Origin of the sequence: Streptomyces sp. NPDC052114, from assembly GCF_040680155.1 — a bacterium.
In the GTDB taxonomy this organism is placed as follows: Bacteria; Actinomycetota; Actinomycetes; order Streptomycetales; family Streptomycetaceae; genus Streptomyces.
Genome location: NZ_JBFAWC010000007.1, coordinates 63,053 through 83,948, shown reverse-complemented (window position 1 = coordinate 83,948; position 20,896 = coordinate 63,053). Strand labels below are relative to the sequence as shown.

Genomic DNA, 20,896 nt, shown 5'->3' with positions numbered 1-20,896 from the left:
CTCGGAAGCGTTACAAGTTTGCGCGCGGGACCCCACGAAGGCTTTGATGTGCGGTCCACCTCGAACCGGGGGGTGGTGTGAAGGCTGTAGCGTGGCCCGACGGAGTACCCCGTATTACCGCGACGTACTCAGTACCAAGTACCACGACCAGAAACGACGGCGAGGACTGATGGCACAGACGCAGCGCGCTCAGGGCCCGTCCGACCCCGAGGCGACTGGCGGCGGTATGTCAGACGCGCCTGAGTTGTGGGGCAATGGCGGGCTTGTCGGAGACGGCCGATACCGGCTGACCCACAGACTCGGCCGGGGCGGCATGGCCGAGGTCTTCGCGGCCGAGGACGTGCGCCTCGGGCGCACGGTGGCGGTCAAGCTCCTCCGTTCCGACCTCGCCGAGGACCCCGTCTCCAAGGCCCGTTTCACGCGTGAGGCACAGTCCGTCGCGGGTCTCAACCATCACGCTGTGGTGGCGGTGTACGACTCCGGTGAAGACGTCGTCGGACCGAACGTCGTGCCGTACATCGTCATGGAGATCGTCGAGGGCCGGACGATCCGCGATCTGCTGATCAACGCGGAGGCGCCGGGTCCGGAGCAGGCGCTCATCATCGTGTCGGGCGTCCTGGAGGCCCTGGCCTATTCGCACCAGCACGGCATCGTGCACCGCGACATCAAGCCCGCGAACGTGATCATCACCAACACCGGCGCGGTGAAGGTGATGGACTTCGGCATCGCGCGCGCCCTGCACGGCGCGCAGTCGACGATGACGCAGACCGGCATGGTCATGGGTACGCCCCAGTACCTGTCGCCGGAGCAGGCGCTCGGCAAGGCCGTCGACCACCGCTCCGACCTCTACGCGACCGGCTGTCTGCTCTACGAACTGCTCGCGCTGCGGCCCCCGTTCACCGGTGAGACGCCGCTCTCCGTGGTCTACCAGCACGTCCAGGACCAGGCAGTGCCGCCCTCCGAGGTCTCCGACGCGGCGCCGCCGGAGCTGGACGGGCTCGTCATGCGCTCCCTCGCCAAGGACCCGGACGACCGGTTCCAGACGGCCGAGGAGATGCGCGGACTCGTCCAGTACGGGCTGCAGATGCTGCACGACCAGGGCAGCCACACGGGCACCTGGAACACCGGCCCCGTCGAGATGCACGAGGGCGGCAGCACCCCGGCGATGGGCGTCGCCGGCACCGCGGCGATGGGGCACCCGGACTCCGGGACCGCGCAGATCCCGAGCCCGATGCTGCCCACGCGGGGCGGCGACGACGGCGGCTTCGAGGGCGGCCACGGCGGCGGCCGGAGCGGCCGCGGCAAGATGTGGATCTTCGCCGTGCTCGCGGTGATCGCGATCGCGGTGGGCGTCACGTTCGCGCTGACGGCGAGCGACAAGAAGAACGACAAGGACACCCCGAAGACCCCGGCGACCAAGCAGTCGCAGTCCAAGGAGCCGAGCGAGAGCGCGGACGAGGAGACCTCGGACGACACGACGGAGCCCGAGGAGGGCACCGGCGGCGAGACGGACTACAACCCGCCGCCGAGCCGCACCCAGGGCCCGACGAACCCGACCACGGGGCCGACGACGCCGACCGGGGACCCGACGACGCCCACGACGGACCCGACCACGCAGGAGCCGACGGACGACCCGACGGACCCCGCCACGGGGGAGCCCACGGACCCGACCGAGCCGACGGACGGCGGCGAGGGCGGGGACGCGGCGGGCGCCGGGGGCGGCGACGGGGCGTAGCGCCCCCCGTGGGCGCGCGGAGGCGTGCGTCAGCGCGTGCGTACGCCCGTACGCCGGGCGCTACAGAATGTGCCGCGGCGCGCGGTCACGGGCGCTACAGGATGTGCTGCAACGCGCGGTCGTGGCCCGCCCGCAGCGTGTGGACCGTGGCGAACTGCGGCTCTATCCGCAGGTAGACCGGGTCGAAGAGCTCGCCGTCCACGAAGTGCGGGCCCGGACCGAAGAGCTCCAGCTCCGCGGTGGTCGGCTCGACCGCCTCGCAGACGCCGACGAGCTGGACGGTCCACTGGCCGTCGCGGGCGCTCGCCACGTTGAGGTTGTCCGCGCCGTACGCGACGACGCTGCCGACGCAGGCCTGGTGGTAGCCGTATCCCTTGTGCATGCGCAGCAGGATCTTCCCGTCGACGACGATGTGACGGGCCGCCGCGAGGAAGGGCAGCGCCCGCATGCTGGTCGCCACTCTGCCGTAGTCGGTGCGGCTGAGCAGTTCGAAGGCGAGCTGTTCGTCGGAGGGCATGGCACCCACCTTGGTTCATCGACGGGGCGTCGGGAAAGGGGATCCCGCCCCCAGAAGACGGGGACGTAAGTCCCACAGGCCTAGACCACTCCTGACATGAACCCGCCCCGTCCCCGGTGCCCCGCTTCGCGGCTCAGCGCCGCGCTCCCGCCTCCGGACTCAGTGCTGCCGCTCCGCCTGCATGCGCGCCACGTACGCGGCGGCCTGCGAGCGGCGCTCCATGCCCAGCTTGGAGAGCAGGCTGGAGACGTAGTTCTTGATCGTCTTCTCCGCCAGGTGCAGCCGCTCGCCGATCACGCGGTTGGTCAGGCCCTCGCCGATCAGGTCGAGGATCTTCCGCTCCTGGTCGGTGAGGTTGGCCAGGCGGTCGTCGCCCTTGGCGTTGTTGCCGTCGCGCAGCCGCTCCAGGACCCGGGCCGTGGCGACGGGGTCGAGCAGGGACTTGCCGGCGGCCACGTCCCGCACGGCCGTGAGGAGTTCATTGCCGCGGATGGCCTTGAGGACATAGCCGGAGGCCCCGGCCATGATCGCGTCGAAGAGCGCCTCGTCGTCGGCGAACGAGGTGAGCATCAGGCACTTGATGTCCTCGTTCTGCGAGCGGATCTCGCGGCACACCTCGACACCGCTGCCGTCCGGCAGCCGCACGTCGAGCACGGCCACGTCCGGCCGGGTCGCGGGGATCCTGACCAGGGCGTCCGCCGCGGTGCCGGCCTCGCCGACGACCTCGATGTCGGCCTCCACGGACAGCAGCTCATGGACTCCACGCCGGACCACCTCGTGGTCGTCGAGGAGAAAAACCGTAATTTTTCCGTCATCGCGCACAGAGCCAGTCTCACACACGATCTCTTTGAGTGCCTGAGCGGAACCCTTCCCGTGCCCGGGGTGGCCGGGATAACGTGCCGGTGTTCCGGCCCCCTGCCAGGCTGTGATCAGTGCTGTGACCAGGAACTGTTCCCGACTTTCTCGATTTACTCGGAAATCCAAGCAGTCAGGTACTTGGATTTCCAAGCAAATTCGCAGGTCAGATGGGGTTTCACAGAAATGGGAAGCACTGGGTAACGTGCTTTGTGCAGGGCGTTCGCCGGGACACCTGTCACGCCTGTTCCCGGCCGAAACGCACCCACCCCGTGCGCGGGCACGGACCAGGCGAGCCGCACTGGCTTACCCGGTAACCCCCGGGGGCCGGACCGACGGAGGAGCACACGTGACCGTGGAGAGCACCGCCGCGCGCAAACCGCGCCGTAGCAGTACGAGCGGCGGCAAGCGCGCAAGCGCCAAGAAGGCCGCGCCGCAGAAGAGCACGGAGCCCGCACTCGTACAGCTGCTGACCCCCGAGGGCAAGCGGGTCAAGAACGCGGAGTACGACGCGTACGTCGCCGACATCACCGCCGAGGAACTGCGCGGGCTCTACCGCGACATGGTCCTCACCCGCCGCTTCGACGCCGAGGCCACCGCCCTCCAGCGCCAGGGCGAGCTGGGCCTGTGGGCCTCGCTGCTCGGCCAGGAGGCCGCCCAGATCGGCTCCGGCCGGGCCACCCGCGACGACGACTACGTCTTCCCCACCTACCGCGAGCACGGCGTCGCCTGGTGCCGCGGGGTGGACCCGACGAACCTGCTCGGCATGTTCCGCGGCGTGAACAACGGCGGCTGGGACCCGAACAGCAACAACTTCCACCTGTACACGATCGTCATCGGCTCGCAGACCCTGCACGCCACCGGCTACGCGATGGGCGTGGCCAAGGACGGCGCGGACTCGGCCGTGATCGCGTACTTCGGGGACGGTGCCTCCAGCCAGGGCGACGTGGCCGAGTCGTTCACCTTCTCCGCGGTCTACAACGCGCCGGTCGTGTTCTTCTGCCAGAACAACCAGTGGGCGATCTCCGAGCCCACCGAGCGCCAGACCCGGGTGCCGCTCTTCCAGCGCGCGCAGGGCTACGGCTTCCCGGGCGTGCGGGTCGACGGCAACGACGTGCTCGCCGTGCTCGCCGTCACCAAGTGGGCGCTGGAGCGGGCGCGTTCGGGCGAGGGCCCCGCGCTCATCGAGGCGTTCACCTACCGCATGGGCGCGCACACCACCTCCGACGACCCCACCAAGTACCGCAGGGACGAGGAGCGGGAGGCCTGGGAGGCCAAGGACCCGATCCTGCGGCTCCGGGCGTACCTGGAGTCCGAAGGTCACGCGGATGAGGGATTCTTCGCGGAACTCGAGGACGAGAGCGAAGCGTTGGGCAAGCGAGTGCGAGAGGTGGTGCGGGCGATGCCGGATCCGGATCTGATGGCGATCTTCGAGAATGTCTACGCGGACGGGCACGCGCTCGTCGACGAGGAGCGGGCCCAGTTCGCCGCCTACCAGGCCTCGTTCGCCGACGGGGAGGTCAAGTAACCATGGCTGTCCAGAAGCTTCCCATCGCCAAGGCGATCAACGAATCGCTGCGCACCGCGCTGGAGACCGACCCCAAGGTCCTGATCATGGGTGAGGACGTCGGCAAGCTCGGCGGCGTCTTCCGGGTGACGGACGGGCTCCAGAAGGACTTCGGCGAGGACCGGGTCATCGACACCCCGCTCGCCGAGTCGGGCATCGTCGGCACCGCCATCGGCCTGGCCCTGCGGGGCTACCGCCCGGTGGTGGAGATCCAGTTCGACGGCTTCGTCTTCCCGGCGTACGACCAGATCGTCACGCAGCTCGCGAAGATGCACGCCCGCGCGCTCGGCAAGATCAAGATGCCGGTCGTCATCCGCATTCCCTACGGCGGCGGCATCGGCGCCGTCGAGCACCACAGCGAGTCGCCCGAGACGCTGTTCGCGCACGTCGCGGGCCTCAAGGTGGTCTCTCCCTCGAACTCGGCCGACGCCTACTGGATGATGCAGCAGGCCATCCAGAGCGACGACCCGGTGATCTTCTTCGAGCCGAAGCGGCGCTACTGGGACAAGGGCGAGGTCGACAAGGACGCCATCCCCGGCCCCCTGCACAAGGCCGTCGTCGCCCGCGAGGGCAGCGACCTGACCCTCGCGGCGTACGGCCCGATGGTGAAGGTCTGCCTGGAGGCCGCCGCGGCCGCCGAGGAGGAGGGCAAGTCCCTGGAGGTCCTGGACCTGCGCTCGATGTCGCCGATCGACTTCGACGCGGTGCAGTCCTCGGTGGAGAAGACCCGCCGCCTGGTCGTGGTCCACGAGGCCCCGGTCTTCCTGGGCACGGGCGCGGAGATCGCGGCGCGTATCACCGAGCGCTGCTTCTACCACCTGGAGGCCCCCGTGCTGCGGGTCGGCGGCTATCACGCGCCGTATCCGCCGGCGCGCCTGGAGGAGGAGTACCTCCCGGGTCTGGACCGGGTGCTCGACGCCGTCGACCGCTCGCTGGCGTACTGAGGGAGAGGGTCGTGACGACGATGACTGACACCGCTCTTGCCGAGTTCAAGATGCCGGACGTGGGCGAAGGGCTCACCGAGGCGGAGATCCTCAAGTGGTACGTCCAGCCCGGTGACACGGTCACCGACGGCCAGGTCGTGTGCGAGGTCGAGACGGCCAAGGCGGCCGTCGAACTGCCCATTCCGTTCAACGGCGTCGTCCGTGAGCTCCGGTTCCCGGAGGGCACCACGGTCGACGTCGGCCAGGTGATCATCGCGGTCGACGTGTCCGGTGGGGCCGCCCCCGCGGACGCGGCCCCCGCCGAGGAGGCCGCGGCCCCCGCCGCCGAGCCCGCCGCGCCCGCGGAGGAGCCCGCCCGGGAGGGCCGCCAGCCCGTCCTCGTGGGGTACGGGGTCGCCGAGTCCTCGACGAAGCGGCGCGCGCGCAAGACGTCCGTGCCGGAGCAGGCCGACCAGCCGCCCGCCGGGACGTACTACGCGGCAGCGGTCCAGGCCGAGCTGAACGGCACGAGCGCCCCCGCGGTCCAGCCCTCTGCGGTCCAGCCCGCGGGCAACGGCACCCGCCCGCTCGCCAAGCCGCCGGTGCGCAAGCTCGCCAAGGACCTCGGCGTGGACCTCGCGACGGTCACCCCGTCCGGGCCCGACGGGATCATCACGCGCGAGGACGTGCACGCGGCGGTGGCCCCGGCCCCGCAGCCGGAGCCGGTGGTGACCGAGGCGCCCGCGCCGGCCGCCGCCCCGGTCTCCGCGCCCGCCCCCGTGGTGAGCACGGACGGCCGCGAGACCCGCATCCCGGTCAAGGGCGTCCGCAAGGCCACCGCGCAGGCGATGATCGGCTCGGCGTTCACGGCGCCGCACGTCACGGAGTTCGTGACGGTCGACGTGACGCGGACGATGAAGCTGGTCGAGGAGCTCAAGCAGGACAAGGCCTTCGAGGGGCTGCGGGTCAATCCGCTGCTGCTCATCTCCAAGGCCCTGCTCGTGGCGATCAAGCGGAACCCCGACGTCAACGCCGCCTGGGACGAGCCGAACCAGGAGATCGTCCAGAAGCACTACGTGAACCTGGGCATCGCCGCGGCCACCCCGCGCGGTCTGATCGTGCCGAACATCAAGGACGCGCACGACAAGACCCTGCCCGAACTGGCCGAGTCGCTCGGTGAGCTGGTCTCCACGGCCCGCGCGGGCAAGACCTCGCCCGCCGCCATGCAGGGCGGCACGGTCACGATCACGAACGTCGGCGTCTTCGGCGTCGACACGGGCACGCCGATCCTCAATCCCGGCGAGTCCGCGATCCTCGCGGTCGGCGCGATCAAGCTCCAGCCGTGGGTCCACAAGGGCAAGGTCAAGCCGCGCCAGGTGACGACGCTCGCGCTCTCCTTCGACCACCGCCTGGTGGACGGGGAGCTCGGCTCCAAGGTGCTCGCCGACGTGGCGGCCGTTCTTGAGCAGCCGAAGCGGCTCATGACCTGGGCGTAGTCGCACTCCGTACGACGGAAGGAGGGGCCCACCGCGCTGTGCGGTGGGCCCCTCCTGTCGTGGGCGTCGGGTCAGGCGACCTTGAAGCCGTAGTCCATCAGCTTCTTCGCGTCCGTGGTGCGGTTGGCCGCGGAGGAGGAGGTCAGGACGGTGCCGATGACGGTCTTGCCGTTGCGGGTCGCCGCGAAGACGAGGCAGTACTTGGCCTCGGGGCCGGAGCCGGTCTTCACGCCGATGGCGCCGCGGTAGGTGCCGAGCAGGCCGTTCGTGTTCGACCACGACATGTAGCGGTAGCCGCCGCTCTTCGTCGTGACCTTCTGCTTCGTCGACTTCGTCTTCACGACCGTGCGGAACGTGGAGTACTTCATCGTGTTGCTCGCGAGCTTCGTCAGGTCGCGCGGCGTCGAGTAGTTCTTGCCGTTGCCGATGCCGTCGAACGAGTCGAAGTGCGTGTTCTTCAGGTTGAGGTTCTTGGCCGTCGTGTTCATCTGGCCGATGAAGTTCTTCACGCGGGCGGCGCGGGTGGACCCCTTGCCGAACTTGTCCGCGAGCGCGTACGCCGCGTCGCAGCCCGAGGGAAGCATCAGCCCGTACAGGAGCTGACGGACGGTGACCTTGTCGCCGACGATCAGGCGCGCCGACGACGCGGTGTTCCTGACGATGTAGTCGCTGTAGGCCTTCTGGACCGTGACCTTGGAGTCCAGGTTCAGGTTCCGCTGGCCGAGCACCACGCGCGCCGTCATTATCTTCGTCGTGGAGCCGGTGGACCGGCGGGTGTCCGCGGACTTGGTGAAGAGGGTCTTGCCGCTGCCGTTGTTCATGACGAACCCGCCCTTGGCGGTGATCGACGGCTTCGGCGGTGCGGCCGCGTGGGCCGGGGTGGTGAGGACGCCGCCGGCCAGTATCGCGCTCGCGGTGACGATGACGGCCGATGCGCGACGTACGCCCTTGATGCCGGTTTTCAAGATTAATGCTCCAAATGCCCCTGGGCTGCGGCGACATGAGGGTGCCGCTCACACATAAGACGAGTGAGGGGGGTGAATGGATGTGCCGGAGTACGCGAAAAGTGCCCGCAATGTGGACGGGGGCTCCGGCGTATACGTGTTGTATCTATGCTGTGCGCATGCCAGCCACAGCCCTCACCGCCGTCAAGCGGCCGCCCGCCGCCGAGCGGGTCTACGCGCACGTCAAGCAAGCCGTCCTGGAGCGCCGCTACGAGGGCGGCACGCTGCTCACCGAGGGCGAGCTCGCCGAGGCCGTCGGGGTGTCCCGCACACCGGTGCGCGAGGCGCTGCTCAAGCTGGAGGTGGAGGGGCTGCTGCGGCTCTACCCGAAGAAGGGCGCCCTGGTGCTGCCCGTCTCCGCGCAGGAGATCGCCGACGTCGTCGAGACCCGGCTGCTCGTCGAGACGCACTCGGTGCGCAAGGCGGTGCCCGCGCCGGCCGGGCTGATCGAGCGACTGGCGGAACTCCTCGAACAGCAGCGGACGCAGGCCGCCGCGGGCGACTTCGCGGCGGCCGCCGTCACCGACCGCTGCTTCCACGCGGCGATCGTGCGCAGCGGCGGCAACGAGATCCTCTCGCGCCTCTACGACCAGCTGCGCGACCGGCAGCTGCGGATGGGCGTCGCCGTGATGCACTCGCACCCCGACCGGATCGCCAAGACGCTCGCCGAGCACGAGGAGATCCTCGCCGCGCTCCGCGCGGGCGACGCGGACGCGGCGGTCGCCGTGGTCACCCGGCACGTCGGCTGGTTCCAGAACCTGGCGCGGGGTGAGGTGCGGTGAGCTCCGCCTCCCCCGCCGTCTCCCTGCCCGGCGATCCGCCCGGCGGCAGGAAGGCCGTCCTCGTCTGGTCGATCGGCGTCGCCGTCTACTTCGTGGCCGTCATCTTCCGCACGTCCCTCGGCGTCGCCGGGCTCGACGCCGCCGACCGGTTCCACGTCAACGCCTCCGCGCTGTCGACCTTCTCCATACTCCAGCTGCTCGTGTACGCGGGCATGCAGATACCCGTCGGCCTGATGGTCGACCGCCTCGGCACCAAGAAGGTGCTGACCATCGGCGTGGTGCTCTTCACGGTCGGACAGCTGGGCTTCGCCTTCTCCCCGACGTACGCGATGGCGCTCGCCTCGCGCGCGCTGCTCGGCTGCGGCGACGCGCTGACGTTCATCAGCGTGCTGCGGCTCGGCACCCGCTGGTTCCCGGCCCGGCGCGGCCCGCTGGTCGCCCAGCTCGCGGGGCTCGTCGGTATGGCGGGCAACCTCGTCTCGACCCTGGTCCTGGCCCGGCTGCTGCACTCCGTCGGCTGGACCGCGGCGTTCGCGGGCAGCGCGCTGTGCGGTGTCGTCGTCCTCGTCCTGCTCGCGCTGTTCCTGAAGGACCACCCCGAGGGCCATGAGCCGGAGCCGGCGGCGCACACCGGAGGGGCCTTCGTGCGCAAGCAGATCGCCCTGTCCTGGCGGGAGCCCGGCACCCGGCTCGGGCTGTGGGTGCACTTCACCACGCAGTTCCCCGCGATGGTGTTCCTGCTGCTGTGGGGGCTGCCGTTCCTCGTCGAGGCGCAGGGACTCTCGCGCGCGACGGCCGGTGAACTGCTCACCCTGGTCGTGCTGTCCAACATGGTGATCGGCCTGGTCTACGGCCAGATCGTGGCCCGGCACCACGCCGCGCGCCTCCCGCTGGCGCTCGGCACGATCGGGGCGACGGCCGCGGTCTGGGGCGCCACCCTCGCCTACCCCGGCGACCACGCCCCGATGTGGCTGCTGATCGTCCTGTGCGCCGTGCTCGGCGCCTGCGGCCCCGCGTCCATGATCGGCTTCGACTTCGCGCGGCCCGCCAACCCGCCGGAGCGCCAGGGCACGGCGTCGGGCATCACCAACATGGGCGGCTTCGTCGCCTCCATGACGACGCTGTTCGCGATCGGCGTGCTGCTCGACGCGACCGGCGACAACTACCGGATCGCCTTCTCCGCGGTCTTCGTGCTCGAACTGCTCGGACTCAGCCAGATCCTGCGGCTGCGGACCCGCGCGGTCCGGCGCGAGCAGGAGCGGCTGGTCGCCAGCCGCGTCGAGGCGGTGCACGTGCCGGCGTGACGCTACGGCGTGACCGCGAACTCCCGCAGGATCGCCTCCGCCAGCTCCTGGTCGCCCTCGACCTTGATCCGGTCGGCGACGGAGGCGTACGTGATCCGGCCGCACGCGAGCCGGAAGTACGCCTCCCAGTCCAGCGCGATGGTGGCGAGCGGGCCCAGCGAGGGCGCGTTGTCGACGGTGCCCTTGCCCTCGGCGTCCACGCGGACCGTGCGCAGGAACTCGACGGGCCCGCTCACGTCGAAGACGACCGCCGAGTTCGCGGGCGCGCCCGCCTTCTTGGCGACCACCTTCGGGAGCCCGAGCAGCAGCAGGTCGCGGGCGACGTACGCGCCGGGGGAGTCGAGGTTGCCCGGCTTGCGCAGCGTGGTGCGCAGGTCCTGCTCATGGGCCCAGACGTCGAACGCCCTCAGCCGCATGGCCAGTTCGAGGGTCTGCTCGGTGCCGAGGGGGCCGCGGAGCTTGGTGTCGGGGTCCCGTGACTCGTTCCGCAGCTGCCGCGAGCGGCGGATGATCGTGTACTCCAGCTCCGAGGTCATCTCCGGCGCGGTGTGGTGGCGCCGCACGTCGACCTGCATCTCCATGTACCGCTGGCCCTCGGTCTGCACGTGGTAGAGGTCGCGGGGCAGCGTGTGGATCGGGCGGGGGTCGCCCAGCATCTCGCAGTCCAGGCCGATGACGTGCGAGACGATGTCCCGCACCGACCAGCCGGGGCAGGGCGTGGCCCAGTTCCACTCTCCCTCGGCCAGTGGTGACACCAGCTCGGATATCGCTTCCACTGAGTGGGTCCAGGCGTCGGCGTAGGTTTGCAGGCTGGGATGGAGACTCACGGGACCCCTCGGCGGTCGTACGCGGGCGGTGGGTGTCTGAATGGCTAAGTTACGCTGCCCGCAGGCACCCCGGCAGTGCTTTCGTGTGACGATCGTAGGCCTGTGTTGACGGCTCGAATGCCAGGACGGTGGTAGTGTGCGCGCCTCTCTGATCCAGATCGCCGTAGACGAGGGCGAATCGGTCAATTCCCGTCGGTCGCGCGTCTCTTCGCTGGTGCGCGAAGTCGCCGAACGGGAGGGATCCGGCCTGATCGTCCTGCCCGAACTGTGGACCACCGGAGCCTTCGGCTACGAGTCCTTCGCGACCGAGGCCGAGCCGCTGGAGGGCCCGACGTACGAGGCGATGGCGAAGGCCGCGAGCGACGCCGGCGTCTGGCTGCACGCGGGCTCGATCCCCGAGCGCGACCCCGAAGGGCCCCTCTACAACACCTCGCTCGTCTTCTCCCCCGACGGTGAACTCGCCGCCGCCTACCGCAAGATCCACCGCTTCGGCTTCGACAAGGGCGAGGCCGTCCTGATGGCGGCCGGTTCCGAGCTGGCGACCGTGCGCACGCCGGACACCGTCCTGGGCCTCGCGACCTGCTACGACCTGCGTTTCCCCGAGCTGTTCCGGGGGCTCGTCGACGCGGGCGCCGAGATGTTCGTGGTGCCGGCCGGCTGGCCCGCGCGGCGGCGCGAGCACTGGCTGCTCCTCGCCCGCGCCCGTGCGGTCGAGGACCAGGTGTACGTCCTGGCGTGCGGCACCGGCGGCACGCACGCGGGCGTCCCGCAGGCCGGGCACAGCGTCGTCGTCGACCCCTGGGGCGAGGTGCTCGCGGAGGCGGGCGACGGCGACGAGGTCCTCACCGTCGACCTCGACCCGGCGAAGGTCGCGGCCACCCGGGAGCAGTTCCCCGCGCTCAAGGACCGCCTGCTGGGGTCGCCCGCGCCGCGCCGCTGAAGGGCCCCGGGCCGTTCAGTCCTCGCCGCGCTCCTTCTCCGCGAGCCGGATCACGCAGACCGCGACGGCGAGCAGCAGCGCGGGGTCGGCGTCCTCGCGCACGACGTGCAGGCCGTACGTCTCGCGCACGCGGAACCAGCGGCGCGAGATGTCGGCGAGCAGTTCCCCGTCGTACTCGATGGCGAACTCGCGGTCGAGGATCTTGCCGCTGACGTCCAGTTCGGTGCCGTCGACCAGCTCCACGCGGTAGTGGTTGCGCAGCAGGGAGAGCCGTTTGCGCTTCACCCTGGCCAGTGGTTCGCCCTCGCGCTCGATCACCATCGTGTCGCGCAGGGCGAGCATCTTGGCGTGGATGTCGATGAGGACGCGCCCCTGCATGTCCTTCAGCTCGAAGGTGTCGCGCAGGCGCATCGCCTTGCCGTCGACGAGGAAGACCTTGCGGCCCTGGTCGTCCTCGATCCAGTAGTCGTCGCCGATGCCGAGCACGCGGTCGCGTACGAGAAGTCTCATGGCGCCATGACTACCCGCCACGACCACCCCGTACCGTCACACATCGGACAAGAGTGCGGCCGGCCCGTGCCACGTTGGGGGGTGGTCGACACGGGCCGGCCGCGGCCTGGGAACCGCCGGGCCTACCGCTGGGCCCGTGCCGCGGTGGTGTGCCAGTACGTGACCGACGAGTCGGTGTTCAGCGCGAGGCCGACGGGGCCGGGGGAGCGCACCGCGGCGTGGCCGCGGGTGCCCTCGCCGTCCTCGGTGGCGAGCGTGATGTTGACGGTTTTCGTGCGGTGGTCCTCGGCGCCCTCGCCGGTGGCCAGGGCGATCGCCGCGTACGCGGACCGGCCGGGCGCCACGCGGACGACCGAGCGCGGCGGGCTCCCGATGGTCCGCAGGTCGGTGCCCGCGGTGGTGTCGGCGACGAACGGGGCGCCGTGCACGGTGCAGGCCTCGCCGCTCCTGTTGGTGGCCTTGAGCAGCACGGCGGGCAGCGCGCCGCCGGTCTCTTCCAGGGTGACCGTCATCCGGCCCAGCCGGCAGTCGCCCTCGCCCGGGGTGCCGGTGGGGCCCTGCGACGCGGTCGGCGCGGCCGGACCGCCGGACGCGGCCCTCGTCCGGTCCCCGTCCGCCGCGCCGTCGTCGCCGTCACAGGCGGCCAGCGACAGGCAGAGCGCCGCGACGGCGACGAGCGCCGGAGCGGTGGTCCTGCGGAGAGCGGTGCGCATCGTGGGTCCCCCCGGCGCGGTCGGGCGCCGTCGTGCGGTGGCCGTGCGGGGTCGGGCACGGCCGGGTGTGGTCATCGGCTTGCGGGATTCAGGGTGCCGCCCGCCGCTGCCGTTCCGCTAACACCTGACTAACGTCGCGTCCGTCGAGGCCGCGGGCGAAGAGGCGGACGAGATCGTGCAGGGCGTAGCGCCCCGGCGACTCCTCCTGCACCAGGTGGGCGGCCGAGAGCCGGTCGAGGCCCGCGCGGGCGGCGGCCACGGGGATGCCCGCGAGCGCCCCGGCGGCGTACGCGTCGGTCTCCCGCGCGAGCCCCCGGCCGAGCGCGGCGAGCAGGCGGACGTCGTCCTCGCGCAGCCGTGCCACGGAGCCGTGCAGCGCGGCGGCGACGCCGGTGTCCTCGGCGGACAGCAGGGCCAGCCGCTGCTGCTCGTCGGCGAGTTCGGCGGCGAGGCCGGCCATGGTCCAGTGCCGCCGGTCGCTGAGCCGGGCGGCGGCGATGCGCAGGGCGAGCGGCAGTCCGTCGCAGAGGCGGGCCACCCGGCGGGCCGCGGCGGGGTCCGCGGTCCCGGGGCCGAGGCCCTGGACGAGGAGCCGGACCGCGTCCCGCTCGTCCAGCACGTCGAGCGGGACGGGCACGGCCCAGTCCGACGCGACGAGGCCGTCCGGGCGGAAGCGGCTCGTGACCAGGGTGGTGCAGTGGACGCCGCCCGGGAGCAGGGGCCTGACCTGGGCGGAGTCGCGGGCGTTGTCGAGGACGACGAGGAGGCGGCGGTCGGCGACGAGGGTGCGGAAGAGGGCGGCGGCGGTGTCGGGGGAGGTGGGGACGTGGGCCGCGGGGACGCCGAGGACGAGCAGGAACTCCCGCAGGACGGCGTGGGGTTCGGCGGGCTCGGCTCCGCCGTGGCCCCTGAGGTCGGCGAAGAGGTGTCCGTCCGGGTGGAGGCGGGCGCGGTGGTGGGCCCAGTGGACGGCGAGCGCGGTCTTCCCCACGCCGGCGGGGCCGGTGAGGACCGCGAGGGGGGCGTTCGCGTCGGCCGTGGCCCGGTCGAGGTCGGCCAGTTCGGCGGCGCGGCCGAGGAATCCCTTCGGGGCGCGTGGCAGGAGCCGCGGCATCCTCGGCAGGCCGTCCTGCCGGGTGCCCCGGCCCTCGCCGCCCGGCACCGGGGACTGCCCCACGCGCCGTGCGGAACGCCCGCTGACGGCAGGGGCGGCGGGGACGGCGGGGACGGCGGGGACGGCCGCGGCGGCGGGGACGCGCCCGCGCCCGCCCGGCGGCACGGCGGGGTGGTCGGTGCCGCTGCTCGCGAGGACGGACTCGTACGCCGCGCGCAGCGCGCTGCCGGGGTCGACGCCGAGGTCATCGGCGAGGCGGCGGCGGGTCCGGTGGTAGAGGCCGAGCGCCTCGGACTGGCGGCCCGCGCGGAAGAGGGCGGAGACCAGCGCGGCCACCAGCGTCTCCCGCAGGGGGTGTTCGACGACCTGCGCCCGCAGCAGCCGCACGGCACGTCCGTGCTCGTCGAGGCGCCCGTACGCCTCGGCCAGCTGTTCCACGGAGACGAGCCGCGTCTCCTCCAGCGCCGCCGCGGCGGCCTGCAGCGGCGCCGTCGGCACCGTCCCGGTCAGCGCGGGCCCGTGCCACAGCGCCAGCGCCTCGCGGAGCATGAGTGCCGCGTCGGCGGGGTCCCGCTGGCGGCCGGCGAGTCTGACGAGGTCCTCGAAGCGGTGCGCGTCGAGGAGCGTCTCCGGCATCTGGAGCGCGTACGCCCGGCCCTGCGTGGCGAGTTCGACCCCGTACGCGTCGAGCCCCGCGTCGGCCAGGAGCGCGCGGAGCCGGGATATGTGGCCCTGGATGACGGTGCGGGCGTGCAGCGGCGGTTCGGTGTCCCAGAGCGCCTCGGTGAGCGCGTCCACCGGGACGGGCGTGCCCGCGCGCAGCAGCAGCGCGGCGAGCAGGCTGCGGCGTTTGGCGGGGCCCAGGGGAACCGTTCCGCTGCCCCCGGCGACCGACACCGGCCCGAGCAGGCGGAACTCCACCCGGCTTCATCCCCTTCGTCACCTGTCGGCGCGTGCCACGTGCCCGGGTCGGACCACGTGTCCGCGCGTACTACGTGTATGCGACAGGGATCGAGGATAGGGCCGCGGCCCTCGCGCGGCACCCGTCGGCAGGGCAGACCCCGGGGCAGACCCGCTGCCCCGGGGGGTCGGCAGTGCGCCGGCGGGCCGGTGGTGCCCCGGCGGGTCAGTAGTCGTGGCGGTCGCGGTCGGGCTCGACCACCGTCGTCTGGACCGGCGGGACCGCCCGCCTGCGCCGCGCGATGCTGGTGAATGCGGCGACCCCGATGATGCCGACCGCCATCATGACGAGCCCGGCGACGGTGACGTTGAGGCCTTCCGTCTTCCAGTCGGTGGCGAAGGCCAGGATGGCGCCGACGGCGATGAGGATGATGCATCCGCCCAGGCCCATGGAGACCGCCTCCTTGAGGTAGTGGCTGCGAGGTGCCCGAGTACCCGGGCACCTCGCAGCCACACAGGGCGGAATGAGGAGGGCCTCAGCCCTCCAGGAACGCCACCAGCGCGTTGGCCAGCATGTGCGGGTCGTCCGCGCCGCACAGCTCGCGGACGCTGTGCATGGACAGGATCGCGACGCCGATGTCGACGGTCTTGATGCCGTGCCGCGCCGCCGTGATCGGGCCGATCGTCGTGCCGCACGGCATCGCGTTGTTGGAGACGAACGACTGGAAGGGCACGCCCGCCTTCTCGCAGGCCGCGGCGAACACCGCGCGCCCCGAACCGTCCGTGGCGTAGCGGTTGTTGACGTTCACCTTGAGGATCGGGCCGCCGTTGGCGCGCGGGTGGTGCGTCGGGTCGTGGCGCTCGGCGTAGTTGGGGTGGACGGCGTGGCCGGTGTCGGAGGAGAGGCAGACGGTCCCGGCGAAGGCGCGGGCCCGGTCCTCGTAGGAGCCGCCGCGCGCGAACACGGACCGCTCCAGGACGCCGCCCAGCAGCGGGCCGTCGGCGCCGGTGTCGGACTGCGAGCCGTTCTCCTCGTGGTCGAAGGCGGCGAGCACGGGGATGTAGGGGAGGTCGTCCCGGCCGGCGACGGCGGCGAGGGCGGCGGTCGCGGAGTGCACGGACAGGAGGTTGTCCATGCGGGGGCCCGCGACCAGCTCGCGGTCGCGGCCGAGGAAGGCGGGCGGCTCGATGGCGTACGTCATCAGGTCCCAGCCGGTGACGTCGCCCTCGTCGAGGCCGCTCTCCTCCTCCAGGAAGCGGATGAGGTCGCCCTCGTGGACGTCGTCGCCCAGGCCCCAGATGGGCTGCATGTGCTTCTGCTTGTCCAGCTTGAGCCCGTCGGTGTGGACCGAGCGGTCCATGTGGATGGCGAGCTGGGGGACGCGCAGCAGCGGCCGGTCGACGTTCACGAGCCGCGAGGTGCCGTCGCGCAGGGTGAGGCGGCCGGCGAGGCCGAGGTCCCGGTCGAGCCAGGAGTTGAGCAGCGGGCCGCCGTAGATCTCGACGGCTACCTGGCGCCAGCCGTGGGCGCCGGCGTCGGGCCGCGGCTTCACGCGCAGGTTCGGGGAGTCGGTGTGCGCGCCGACGATGCGGAAGGGGGTGTGCGCGGCGGCGCCCTCGGGGACGTACCAGGCGACGATGGCGCCGCCCCGCAGGACGTACTTCCCGCCGGCCGTGCCGTCCCAGGCGTCGGTCTCCTCGACCTGCCGGAACCCGGCCTTCTCCAGCCGCTCGGCGGCGCTCGCCACGGCGTGGTACGGCGAGGGGCTCGCCGCCAGGAAGGACATGAGGTCTTCGGTGTGGCCGCGGTCGAAGGGGCCGGAGGATGTGCGCATGCCGTCAGCCTAATGGCGCCGCCGTCCGGCCATCCCAGCGTTCCCACCGCTCCGCGCGCCCCCAGCGCACGCCTGCCCGGGGGCAGCACGGAACGGCCGGGAGCACGGCGGTGTTGTGGGGCGGCCCCCGCAGGACCGGCCCCCGTGAGTACCACGATGCCGCCACCCGGCAGGACCGGGTGGCGGCATCGTGGTGTGGTGCGGGAGGGGCCCTCGTGGGCCCCGTCGTCGGACTAGAACGCGGCCTCGTCCAGCTCCATCAGGTCCAGGTCCACGGCCTCGGCGAGCCTGCGCTCGTTCGCGACGCCCGGGAGGACGTTCACGGCGAAGAACTTGGCCGCGGCGATCTTGCCCTCGTAGAACGCCTTGTCCTTGGCGGAGGCGGTCTCCAGCTTCTCGGCGGCGACGGCGGCACCGCGCAGCAGCAGGTAGCCGACGACGACGTCGCCCGAGGCCATCAGCAGACGCGTGGTGTTCAGGCCCACCTTGTAGATGGACTTCACGTCCTTCTCGGTCGCCGCGAGGTCGGTCAGCATGACGCCGACGATGGCCTCCAGCTCGACCGCGGCCTTGGCCAGCTCCTCGCGGGCGCCGGCGAGGGCCTCGCCGCCCGTGCCGACCGCGAGGAACTTCTTGATCTCCTCGGCGAGGCCGTTGAGCGCGGCGCCCTGGTTGCGGACGATCTTCCGGAAGAAGTAGTCCTGGCCCTGGATCGCGGTGGTGCCCTCGTAGAGGGTGTCGATCTTGGCGTCCCGGATGTACTGCTCGATCGGGTACTCCTGGAGGTACCCCGAGCCGCCGAACGTCTGGAGCGACTGCGCCAGCTGCTCGTACGACTTCTCCGAGCCGTAGCCCTTCACGATGGGCAGGAGCAGGTCGTTGAGGGCGTGCAGCGCGGACGCGTCCTCGCCGGCGGCCTCCTTGACCTGGATGTCGTCCTGGACCGCCGCGGTGTGCAGCACGAGCGCGCGCATGCCCTCCGCGTACGCCTTCTGCGTCATCAGCGAGCGGCGCACGTCCGGGTGGTGGGTGATCGTCACCTTCGGCGCGGTCTTGTCCATGAACTGCGCGAGGTCGGGGCCCTGCACGCGCTCCTTGGCGTACTCCAGGGCGTTCAGGTAGCCCGTGGAGAGCGCCGCGATCGCCTTCGTGCCGACCATCATGCGGGCGAACTCGATGATGCGGAACATCTGGCGGATGCCGTCGTGCTTGTCGCCGATCAGCCAGCCCTTGGCGGGGTGCTGGTCGCCGAAGGTCATCTCGCACGTGTTGGAGGCCTTGAGGCCCATCTTGTGCTCGACGTTCGTCGCGTACGCGCCGTTGCGCTCGCCCAGCTCGCCGGTCTCCCAGTCGAACTCGTACTTCGGTACGAGGAAGAGGGAGAGGCCCTTGGTGCCGGGGCCGTGGCCCTCGGGGCGGGCGAGGACATAGTGGAGGATGTTCTCCGACATGTCGTGCTCGCCGGACGTGATGAAGCGCTTCACGCCCTCGATGTGCCAGGAGCCGTCCTCCTGCTGCACGGCCTTGGTGCGGCCCGCGCCGACGTCCGAGCCCGCGTCGGGCTCGGTGAGGACCATCGTCGAGCCCCACTGCTTCTCGACGGCGATGGCGGCGACCTTCTTCTGCGCCTCGTTGCCCTCCTCGAAGAGGATGCCGGCGAAGGCCGGGCCGGAGGAGTACATCCACACGGCCGGGTTGGCGCCGAGCAGCAGCTCCGCGTAGCCCCAGATCAGGGAGCGCGGCGAGGTGGTGCCGCCGATCTCCTCGGGCAGGCCGAGGCGCCAGTACTCGGAGTCCATGAAGGCCTGGTAGCTCTTCTTGAACGTCGCGGGGACCGGGGCGGTGTTGGTCGCCGGGTCGAAGACCGGCGGGTTGCGGTCGGCGTCCTCGTAGGACTCGGCCAGCTCGTTCTCCGCGAGGCGGCGCAGCTCGTCGAGGATGCTCTTGGCGGTGTCGACGTCCATCTCCGCGAACGGGCCGGTGCCGTACAGCTTGTCGCGGCCGAGCACCTCGAAGAGGTTGAACTCGATGTCGCGGAGATTCGACTTGTAGTGGCCCATGGCGAAGGCTCCGTAAGCAGGAAAGGGATGAGTATCAGCAAGCGCCTACGATGATGCTACCCGTCGGTAATAAGAAGCAACCCCTAATGGGTCATCTGTGACTCAGTACTCTTGCGGGCATGTACGGATACGGCCAGAACCCCGGCGCCCAGCAGCAGTACGCACCGCCGGGGGCGCAGCCGCCGCCGCAACAGCAGCAGTCCCAGGGCATGCCCGGCGGGTACGGCCAGCAGCCCCCGCTCTACCCCGAGCCCTCGCCCCCGTCCCTGGCGGACGCGGTGCGCGCCTTCACCACCGGCTCGATGTCGGCGGAGGACTTCCAGCAGGCGTTCGCGACCTCCAAGGTCTACTGCCCCCGGGGCGACAACCCCGGCTTCCTCGCGCTGCACAACACCCAGCAGCCCGTGATCCCGATGTTCACCTCCCTCAAGGAGCTGCGCCGGTACGCGGGCAAGGACTCCAAGTACTTCGTGATCACCGGCGCGGAGGTCATCGACCTGCTGCCGACGGGGTACGGCTTCGTCCTGGACATGGAGGGCGAGCACCGCATGGTCTTCGACGCGAAGGCCGTGGAGCAGATGGTCGACTTCGCCATGCGCCGCATGTATGGCTGAGGCCTGACGGGTTCCTGGTGCTCGGCCTTCGGCCTTGCCCCCTGGCTTTGATTTTCGCCGCGGGGCCGTCGTGGCCGGTCGCGCAGTTCCCCGCGCCCCTTACGGGGCCCGTCTCGTAGTCCGTGGATCACTTCTAGCCACCCCTGAAGCCCGGAGGGAATTCCCTCCGGGCTTCGGTCGTTCCAGGTGGCAGAAAGTTCTACGTTCAACTAAAGTGAGCGCACAAGGAGGTACCGACCATGCCTGCAGTGACCGTCGAGAACCCGCTGACCCTGCCCCGAGTGGTGGCGCCGGCCGACGCCGTGGCGCGCCCCGTGCTCGCCGTGACCACCGCGCCGAGCGGCTTCGAGGGTGAGGGCTTCCCGGTCCGCCGGGCCTTCGCGGGGATCAACTACAAGCACCTCGACCCGTTCATCATGATGGACCAGATGGGCGAGGTGGAGTACGAGGCGGGCGAGCCCAAGGGCACCCCCTGGCACCCCCACCGCGGGTTCGAGACCGTTACGTACCTGATCGACGGCACCTTCATCCACCAGGACTCCAACGGTGGCGGCGGCACCATCCAGAACGGCGACACCCAGTGGATGACGGCGGGCTCCGGCCTGCTGCACATCGAGGCGCCGCCGGAGTCCCTCGTCCAGTCCGGCGGGCTCTTCCACGGCCTCCAGCTGTGGGTGAACCTGCCCGCCAAGGACAAGATGATGGACCCCCGCTACCAGGACATCCGCGGCGGTCAGGTCCAGCTGCTCACCACCCCCGACGGCGGCGCGCTGCTGCGCGTCATCGCCGGTGAGCTGGACGGCCACGAGGGCCCCGGCATCACGCACACGCCGATCACGATGATCCACGCGACCGTGCGGCCGGGCGCCGAGGTGACGCTGCCCTGGCGCGCGGACTTCAACGGTCTCGCGTACGTCCTGGCCGGACGCGGCACCGTCGGCGCCGAGCGGCGCCCCGTGCACATGGGGCAGACCGCGGTCTTCGGCGCCGGGTCCGCGCTGACCGTCCGCGCGGACGAGCGGCAGGACGCGCACGCCCCCGACCTGGAGGTCGTGCTGCTCGGCGGGCAGCCGATCCGGGAGCCCATGGCGCACTACGGCCCGTTCGTGATGAACACCCGGGCCGAACTGGAGCAGGCCTTCGAGGACTTCCAGAAGGGCCTGCTCGGCACGGTCCCGGCCGTGCACGGCATGTGAGTAC

Annotated in this window: 19 protein-coding genes; 9 read left to right on the top strand and 10 right to left on the bottom strand. The window is 71.4% G+C overall.

Features of this window, described 5'->3' with window-relative positions:
• Positions 1-169 precede the first annotated feature (169 nt).
• Positions 170-1,735 carry a protein kinase gene (locus AB0L89_RS17120; RefSeq protein ID WP_365141298.1) on the top strand — a complete coding sequence of 522 codons (1,566 nt, stop codon included), beginning with the start codon at positions 170-172 and terminating at the stop codon, positions 1,733-1,735.
• A 94-nt stretch (positions 1,736-1,829) separates the two neighbouring features.
• Here AB0L89_RS17120 and AB0L89_RS17115 read toward each other — a convergent pair whose 3' ends face one another.
• Together AB0L89_RS17115 and AB0L89_RS17110 are read right to left on the bottom strand one after the other, a co-directional pair.
• Positions 1,830-2,252 (bottom strand): pyridoxamine 5'-phosphate oxidase family protein, encoded by a 423-nt coding sequence (locus tag AB0L89_RS17115; protein WP_365141295.1) that lies wholly within the window; start codon positions 2,250-2,252, stop codon positions 1,830-1,832.
• Between the two features lie 159 nt (positions 2,253-2,411).
• Entirely contained in the window at positions 2,412-3,074 is a 663-nt protein-coding gene (locus AB0L89_RS17110; protein WP_365141292.1) for a response regulator transcription factor, read from the bottom strand.
• A 382-nt stretch (positions 3,075-3,456) separates the two neighbouring features.
• On the opposite strand from AB0L89_RS17110, the gene pdhA reads away from it, so the two are divergent.
• The 3 genes from pdhA to AB0L89_RS17095 are packed head-to-tail and all read left to right on the top strand — an operon-like array spanning position 3,457 to position 7,093.
• Complete coding sequence (gene pdhA / locus AB0L89_RS17105; protein WP_365141290.1) at positions 3,457-4,635, top strand: pyruvate dehydrogenase (acetyl-transferring) E1 component subunit alpha; 1,179 nt, start codon at positions 3,457-3,459, stop codon at positions 4,633-4,635.
• 2 nt (positions 4,636-4,637) lie between these two features.
• A complete protein-coding gene (locus AB0L89_RS17100; RefSeq protein WP_365141287.1) occupies positions 4,638-5,618 on the top strand; it encodes an alpha-ketoacid dehydrogenase subunit beta in 981 nt (326 codons plus the stop codon).
• A gap of 11 nt (positions 5,619-5,629) precedes the next feature.
• A complete protein-coding gene (locus AB0L89_RS17095) occupies positions 5,630-7,093 on the top strand; it encodes a dihydrolipoamide acetyltransferase family protein (RefSeq protein ID WP_365141284.1) in 1,464 nt (487 codons plus the stop codon).
• Between the two features lie 71 nt (positions 7,094-7,164).
• Here the strand turns inward: AB0L89_RS17095 and AB0L89_RS17090 are convergent, their stop codons facing one another.
• Complete coding sequence (locus AB0L89_RS17090; protein ID WP_365141281.1) at positions 7,165-8,058, bottom strand: D-alanyl-D-alanine carboxypeptidase; 894 nt, start codon at positions 8,056-8,058, stop codon at positions 7,165-7,167.
• 158 nt (positions 8,059-8,216) lie between these two features.
• Between AB0L89_RS17090 and AB0L89_RS17085 the strand changes: the two genes are divergently transcribed.
• Together AB0L89_RS17085 and AB0L89_RS17080 are read left to right on the top strand one after the other, a co-directional pair.
• Positions 8,217-8,879, top strand: coding sequence for a GntR family transcriptional regulator (locus AB0L89_RS17085; RefSeq protein ID WP_365141278.1), 663 nt, complete (start codon positions 8,217-8,219; stop codon positions 8,877-8,879).
• Positions 8,876-10,183 (top strand): MFS transporter, encoded by a 1,308-nt coding sequence (locus tag AB0L89_RS17080; RefSeq protein WP_365141275.1) that lies wholly within the window; start codon positions 8,876-8,878, stop codon positions 10,181-10,183. The genes AB0L89_RS17085 and AB0L89_RS17080 overlap by 4 nt, the downstream gene beginning before the upstream one ends.
• Before the next feature lie 2 nt (positions 10,184-10,185).
• Here the strand turns inward: AB0L89_RS17080 and AB0L89_RS17075 are convergent, their stop codons facing one another.
• Entirely contained in the window at positions 10,186-11,010 is an 825-nt protein-coding gene (locus AB0L89_RS17075; protein WP_365141272.1) for a maleylpyruvate isomerase family mycothiol-dependent enzyme, read from the bottom strand.
• A gap of 136 nt (positions 11,011-11,146) precedes the next feature.
• Here AB0L89_RS17075 and AB0L89_RS17070 point away from each other — a divergent pair, with 136 nt between their 5' ends.
• Entirely contained in the window at positions 11,147-11,950 is an 804-nt protein-coding gene (locus AB0L89_RS17070; RefSeq protein WP_365141269.1) for a carbon-nitrogen family hydrolase, read from the top strand.
• Positions 11,951-11,965: 15 nt separating this feature from the next.
• Here AB0L89_RS17070 and AB0L89_RS17065 read toward each other — a convergent pair whose 3' ends face one another.
• The 6 genes from AB0L89_RS17065 to AB0L89_RS17040 form a co-directional block, all read right to left on the bottom strand.
• Complete coding sequence (locus AB0L89_RS17065; RefSeq protein ID WP_365141266.1) at positions 11,966-12,460, bottom strand: LURP-one-related family protein; 495 nt, start codon at positions 12,458-12,460, stop codon at positions 11,966-11,968.
• Positions 12,461-12,582: 122 nt separating this feature from the next.
• Complete coding sequence (locus AB0L89_RS17060; protein ID WP_365141263.1) at positions 12,583-13,173, bottom strand: DUF4232 domain-containing protein; 591 nt, start codon at positions 13,171-13,173, stop codon at positions 12,583-12,585.
• A gap of 88 nt (positions 13,174-13,261) precedes the next feature.
• Positions 13,262-15,208, bottom strand: a complete 1,947-nt coding sequence (locus AB0L89_RS17055) for a BTAD domain-containing putative transcriptional regulator (protein WP_365141260.1) — start codon at positions 15,206-15,208, stop codon at positions 13,262-13,264.
• A gap of 205 nt (positions 15,209-15,413) precedes the next feature.
• The gene (locus AB0L89_RS17050) at positions 15,414-15,638 is read right to left on the bottom strand and encodes a DUF6458 family protein (protein ID WP_365141257.1); all 225 of its coding nucleotides are present in this window, start codon (positions 15,636-15,638) and stop codon (positions 15,414-15,416) included.
• A gap of 85 nt (positions 15,639-15,723) precedes the next feature.
• The gene (locus AB0L89_RS17045) at positions 15,724-17,022 is read right to left on the bottom strand and encodes a M18 family aminopeptidase (protein WP_365141254.1); all 1,299 of its coding nucleotides are present in this window, start codon (positions 17,020-17,022) and stop codon (positions 15,724-15,726) included.
• A gap of 233 nt (positions 17,023-17,255) precedes the next feature.
• Complete coding sequence (locus AB0L89_RS17040; protein ID WP_365141251.1) at positions 17,256-19,082, bottom strand: acyl-CoA dehydrogenase; 1,827 nt, start codon at positions 19,080-19,082, stop codon at positions 17,256-17,258.
• Between the two features lie 119 nt (positions 19,083-19,201).
• Here AB0L89_RS17040 and AB0L89_RS17035 point away from each other — a divergent pair, with 119 nt between their 5' ends.
• Together AB0L89_RS17035 and AB0L89_RS17030 are read left to right on the top strand one after the other, a co-directional pair.
• Entirely contained in the window at positions 19,202-19,696 is a 495-nt protein-coding gene (locus tag AB0L89_RS17035) for an SseB family protein (protein ID WP_365141248.1), read from the top strand.
• A 239-nt stretch (positions 19,697-19,935) separates the two neighbouring features.
• Positions 19,936-20,892 (top strand): pirin family protein, encoded by a 957-nt coding sequence (locus AB0L89_RS17030; RefSeq protein WP_365141245.1) that lies wholly within the window; start codon positions 19,936-19,938, stop codon positions 20,890-20,892.
• Positions 20,893-20,896 lie beyond the last annotated feature (4 nt).

Bases quoted from the DNA above. Each gene is read 5' to 3' on its own strand.
- AB0L89_RS17050 (WP_365141257.1), bottom strand. From the start codon at position 15,638: ATGGGCCTGGGCGGATGCATCATCCTCATCGCCGTCGGCGCCATCCTG.
- AB0L89_RS17100 (WP_365141287.1), top strand. From the start codon at position 4,638: ATGGCTGTCCAGAAGCTTCCCATCGCCAAGGCGATCAACGAATCGCTG.
- AB0L89_RS17060 (WP_365141263.1), bottom strand. From the start codon at position 13,173: ATGCGCACCGCTCTCCGCAGGACCACCGCTCCGGCGCTCGTCGCCGTC.
- AB0L89_RS17035 (WP_365141248.1), top strand. From the start codon at position 19,202: ATGTACGGATACGGCCAGAACCCCGGCGCCCAGCAGCAGTACGCACCG.
- AB0L89_RS17085 (WP_365141278.1), top strand. From the start codon at position 8,217: ATGCCAGCCACAGCCCTCACCGCCGTCAAGCGGCCGCCCGCCGCCGAG.
- AB0L89_RS17065 (WP_365141266.1), bottom strand. From the start codon at position 12,460: ATGAGACTTCTCGTACGCGACCGCGTGCTCGGCATCGGCGACGACTAC.
- AB0L89_RS17030 (WP_365141245.1), top strand. From the start codon at position 19,936: ATGCCTGCAGTGACCGTCGAGAACCCGCTGACCCTGCCCCGAGTGGTG.
- AB0L89_RS17040 (WP_365141251.1), bottom strand. From the start codon at position 19,082: ATGGGCCACTACAAGTCGAATCTCCGCGACATCGAGTTCAACCTCTTC.
- AB0L89_RS17045 (WP_365141254.1), bottom strand. From the start codon at position 17,022: ATGCGCACATCCTCCGGCCCCTTCGACCGCGGCCACACCGAAGACCTC.
- AB0L89_RS17115 (WP_365141295.1), bottom strand. From the start codon at position 2,252: ATGCCCTCCGACGAACAGCTCGCCTTCGAACTGCTCAGCCGCACCGAC.
- AB0L89_RS17120 (WP_365141298.1), top strand. From the start codon at position 170: ATGGCACAGACGCAGCGCGCTCAGGGCCCGTCCGACCCCGAGGCGACT.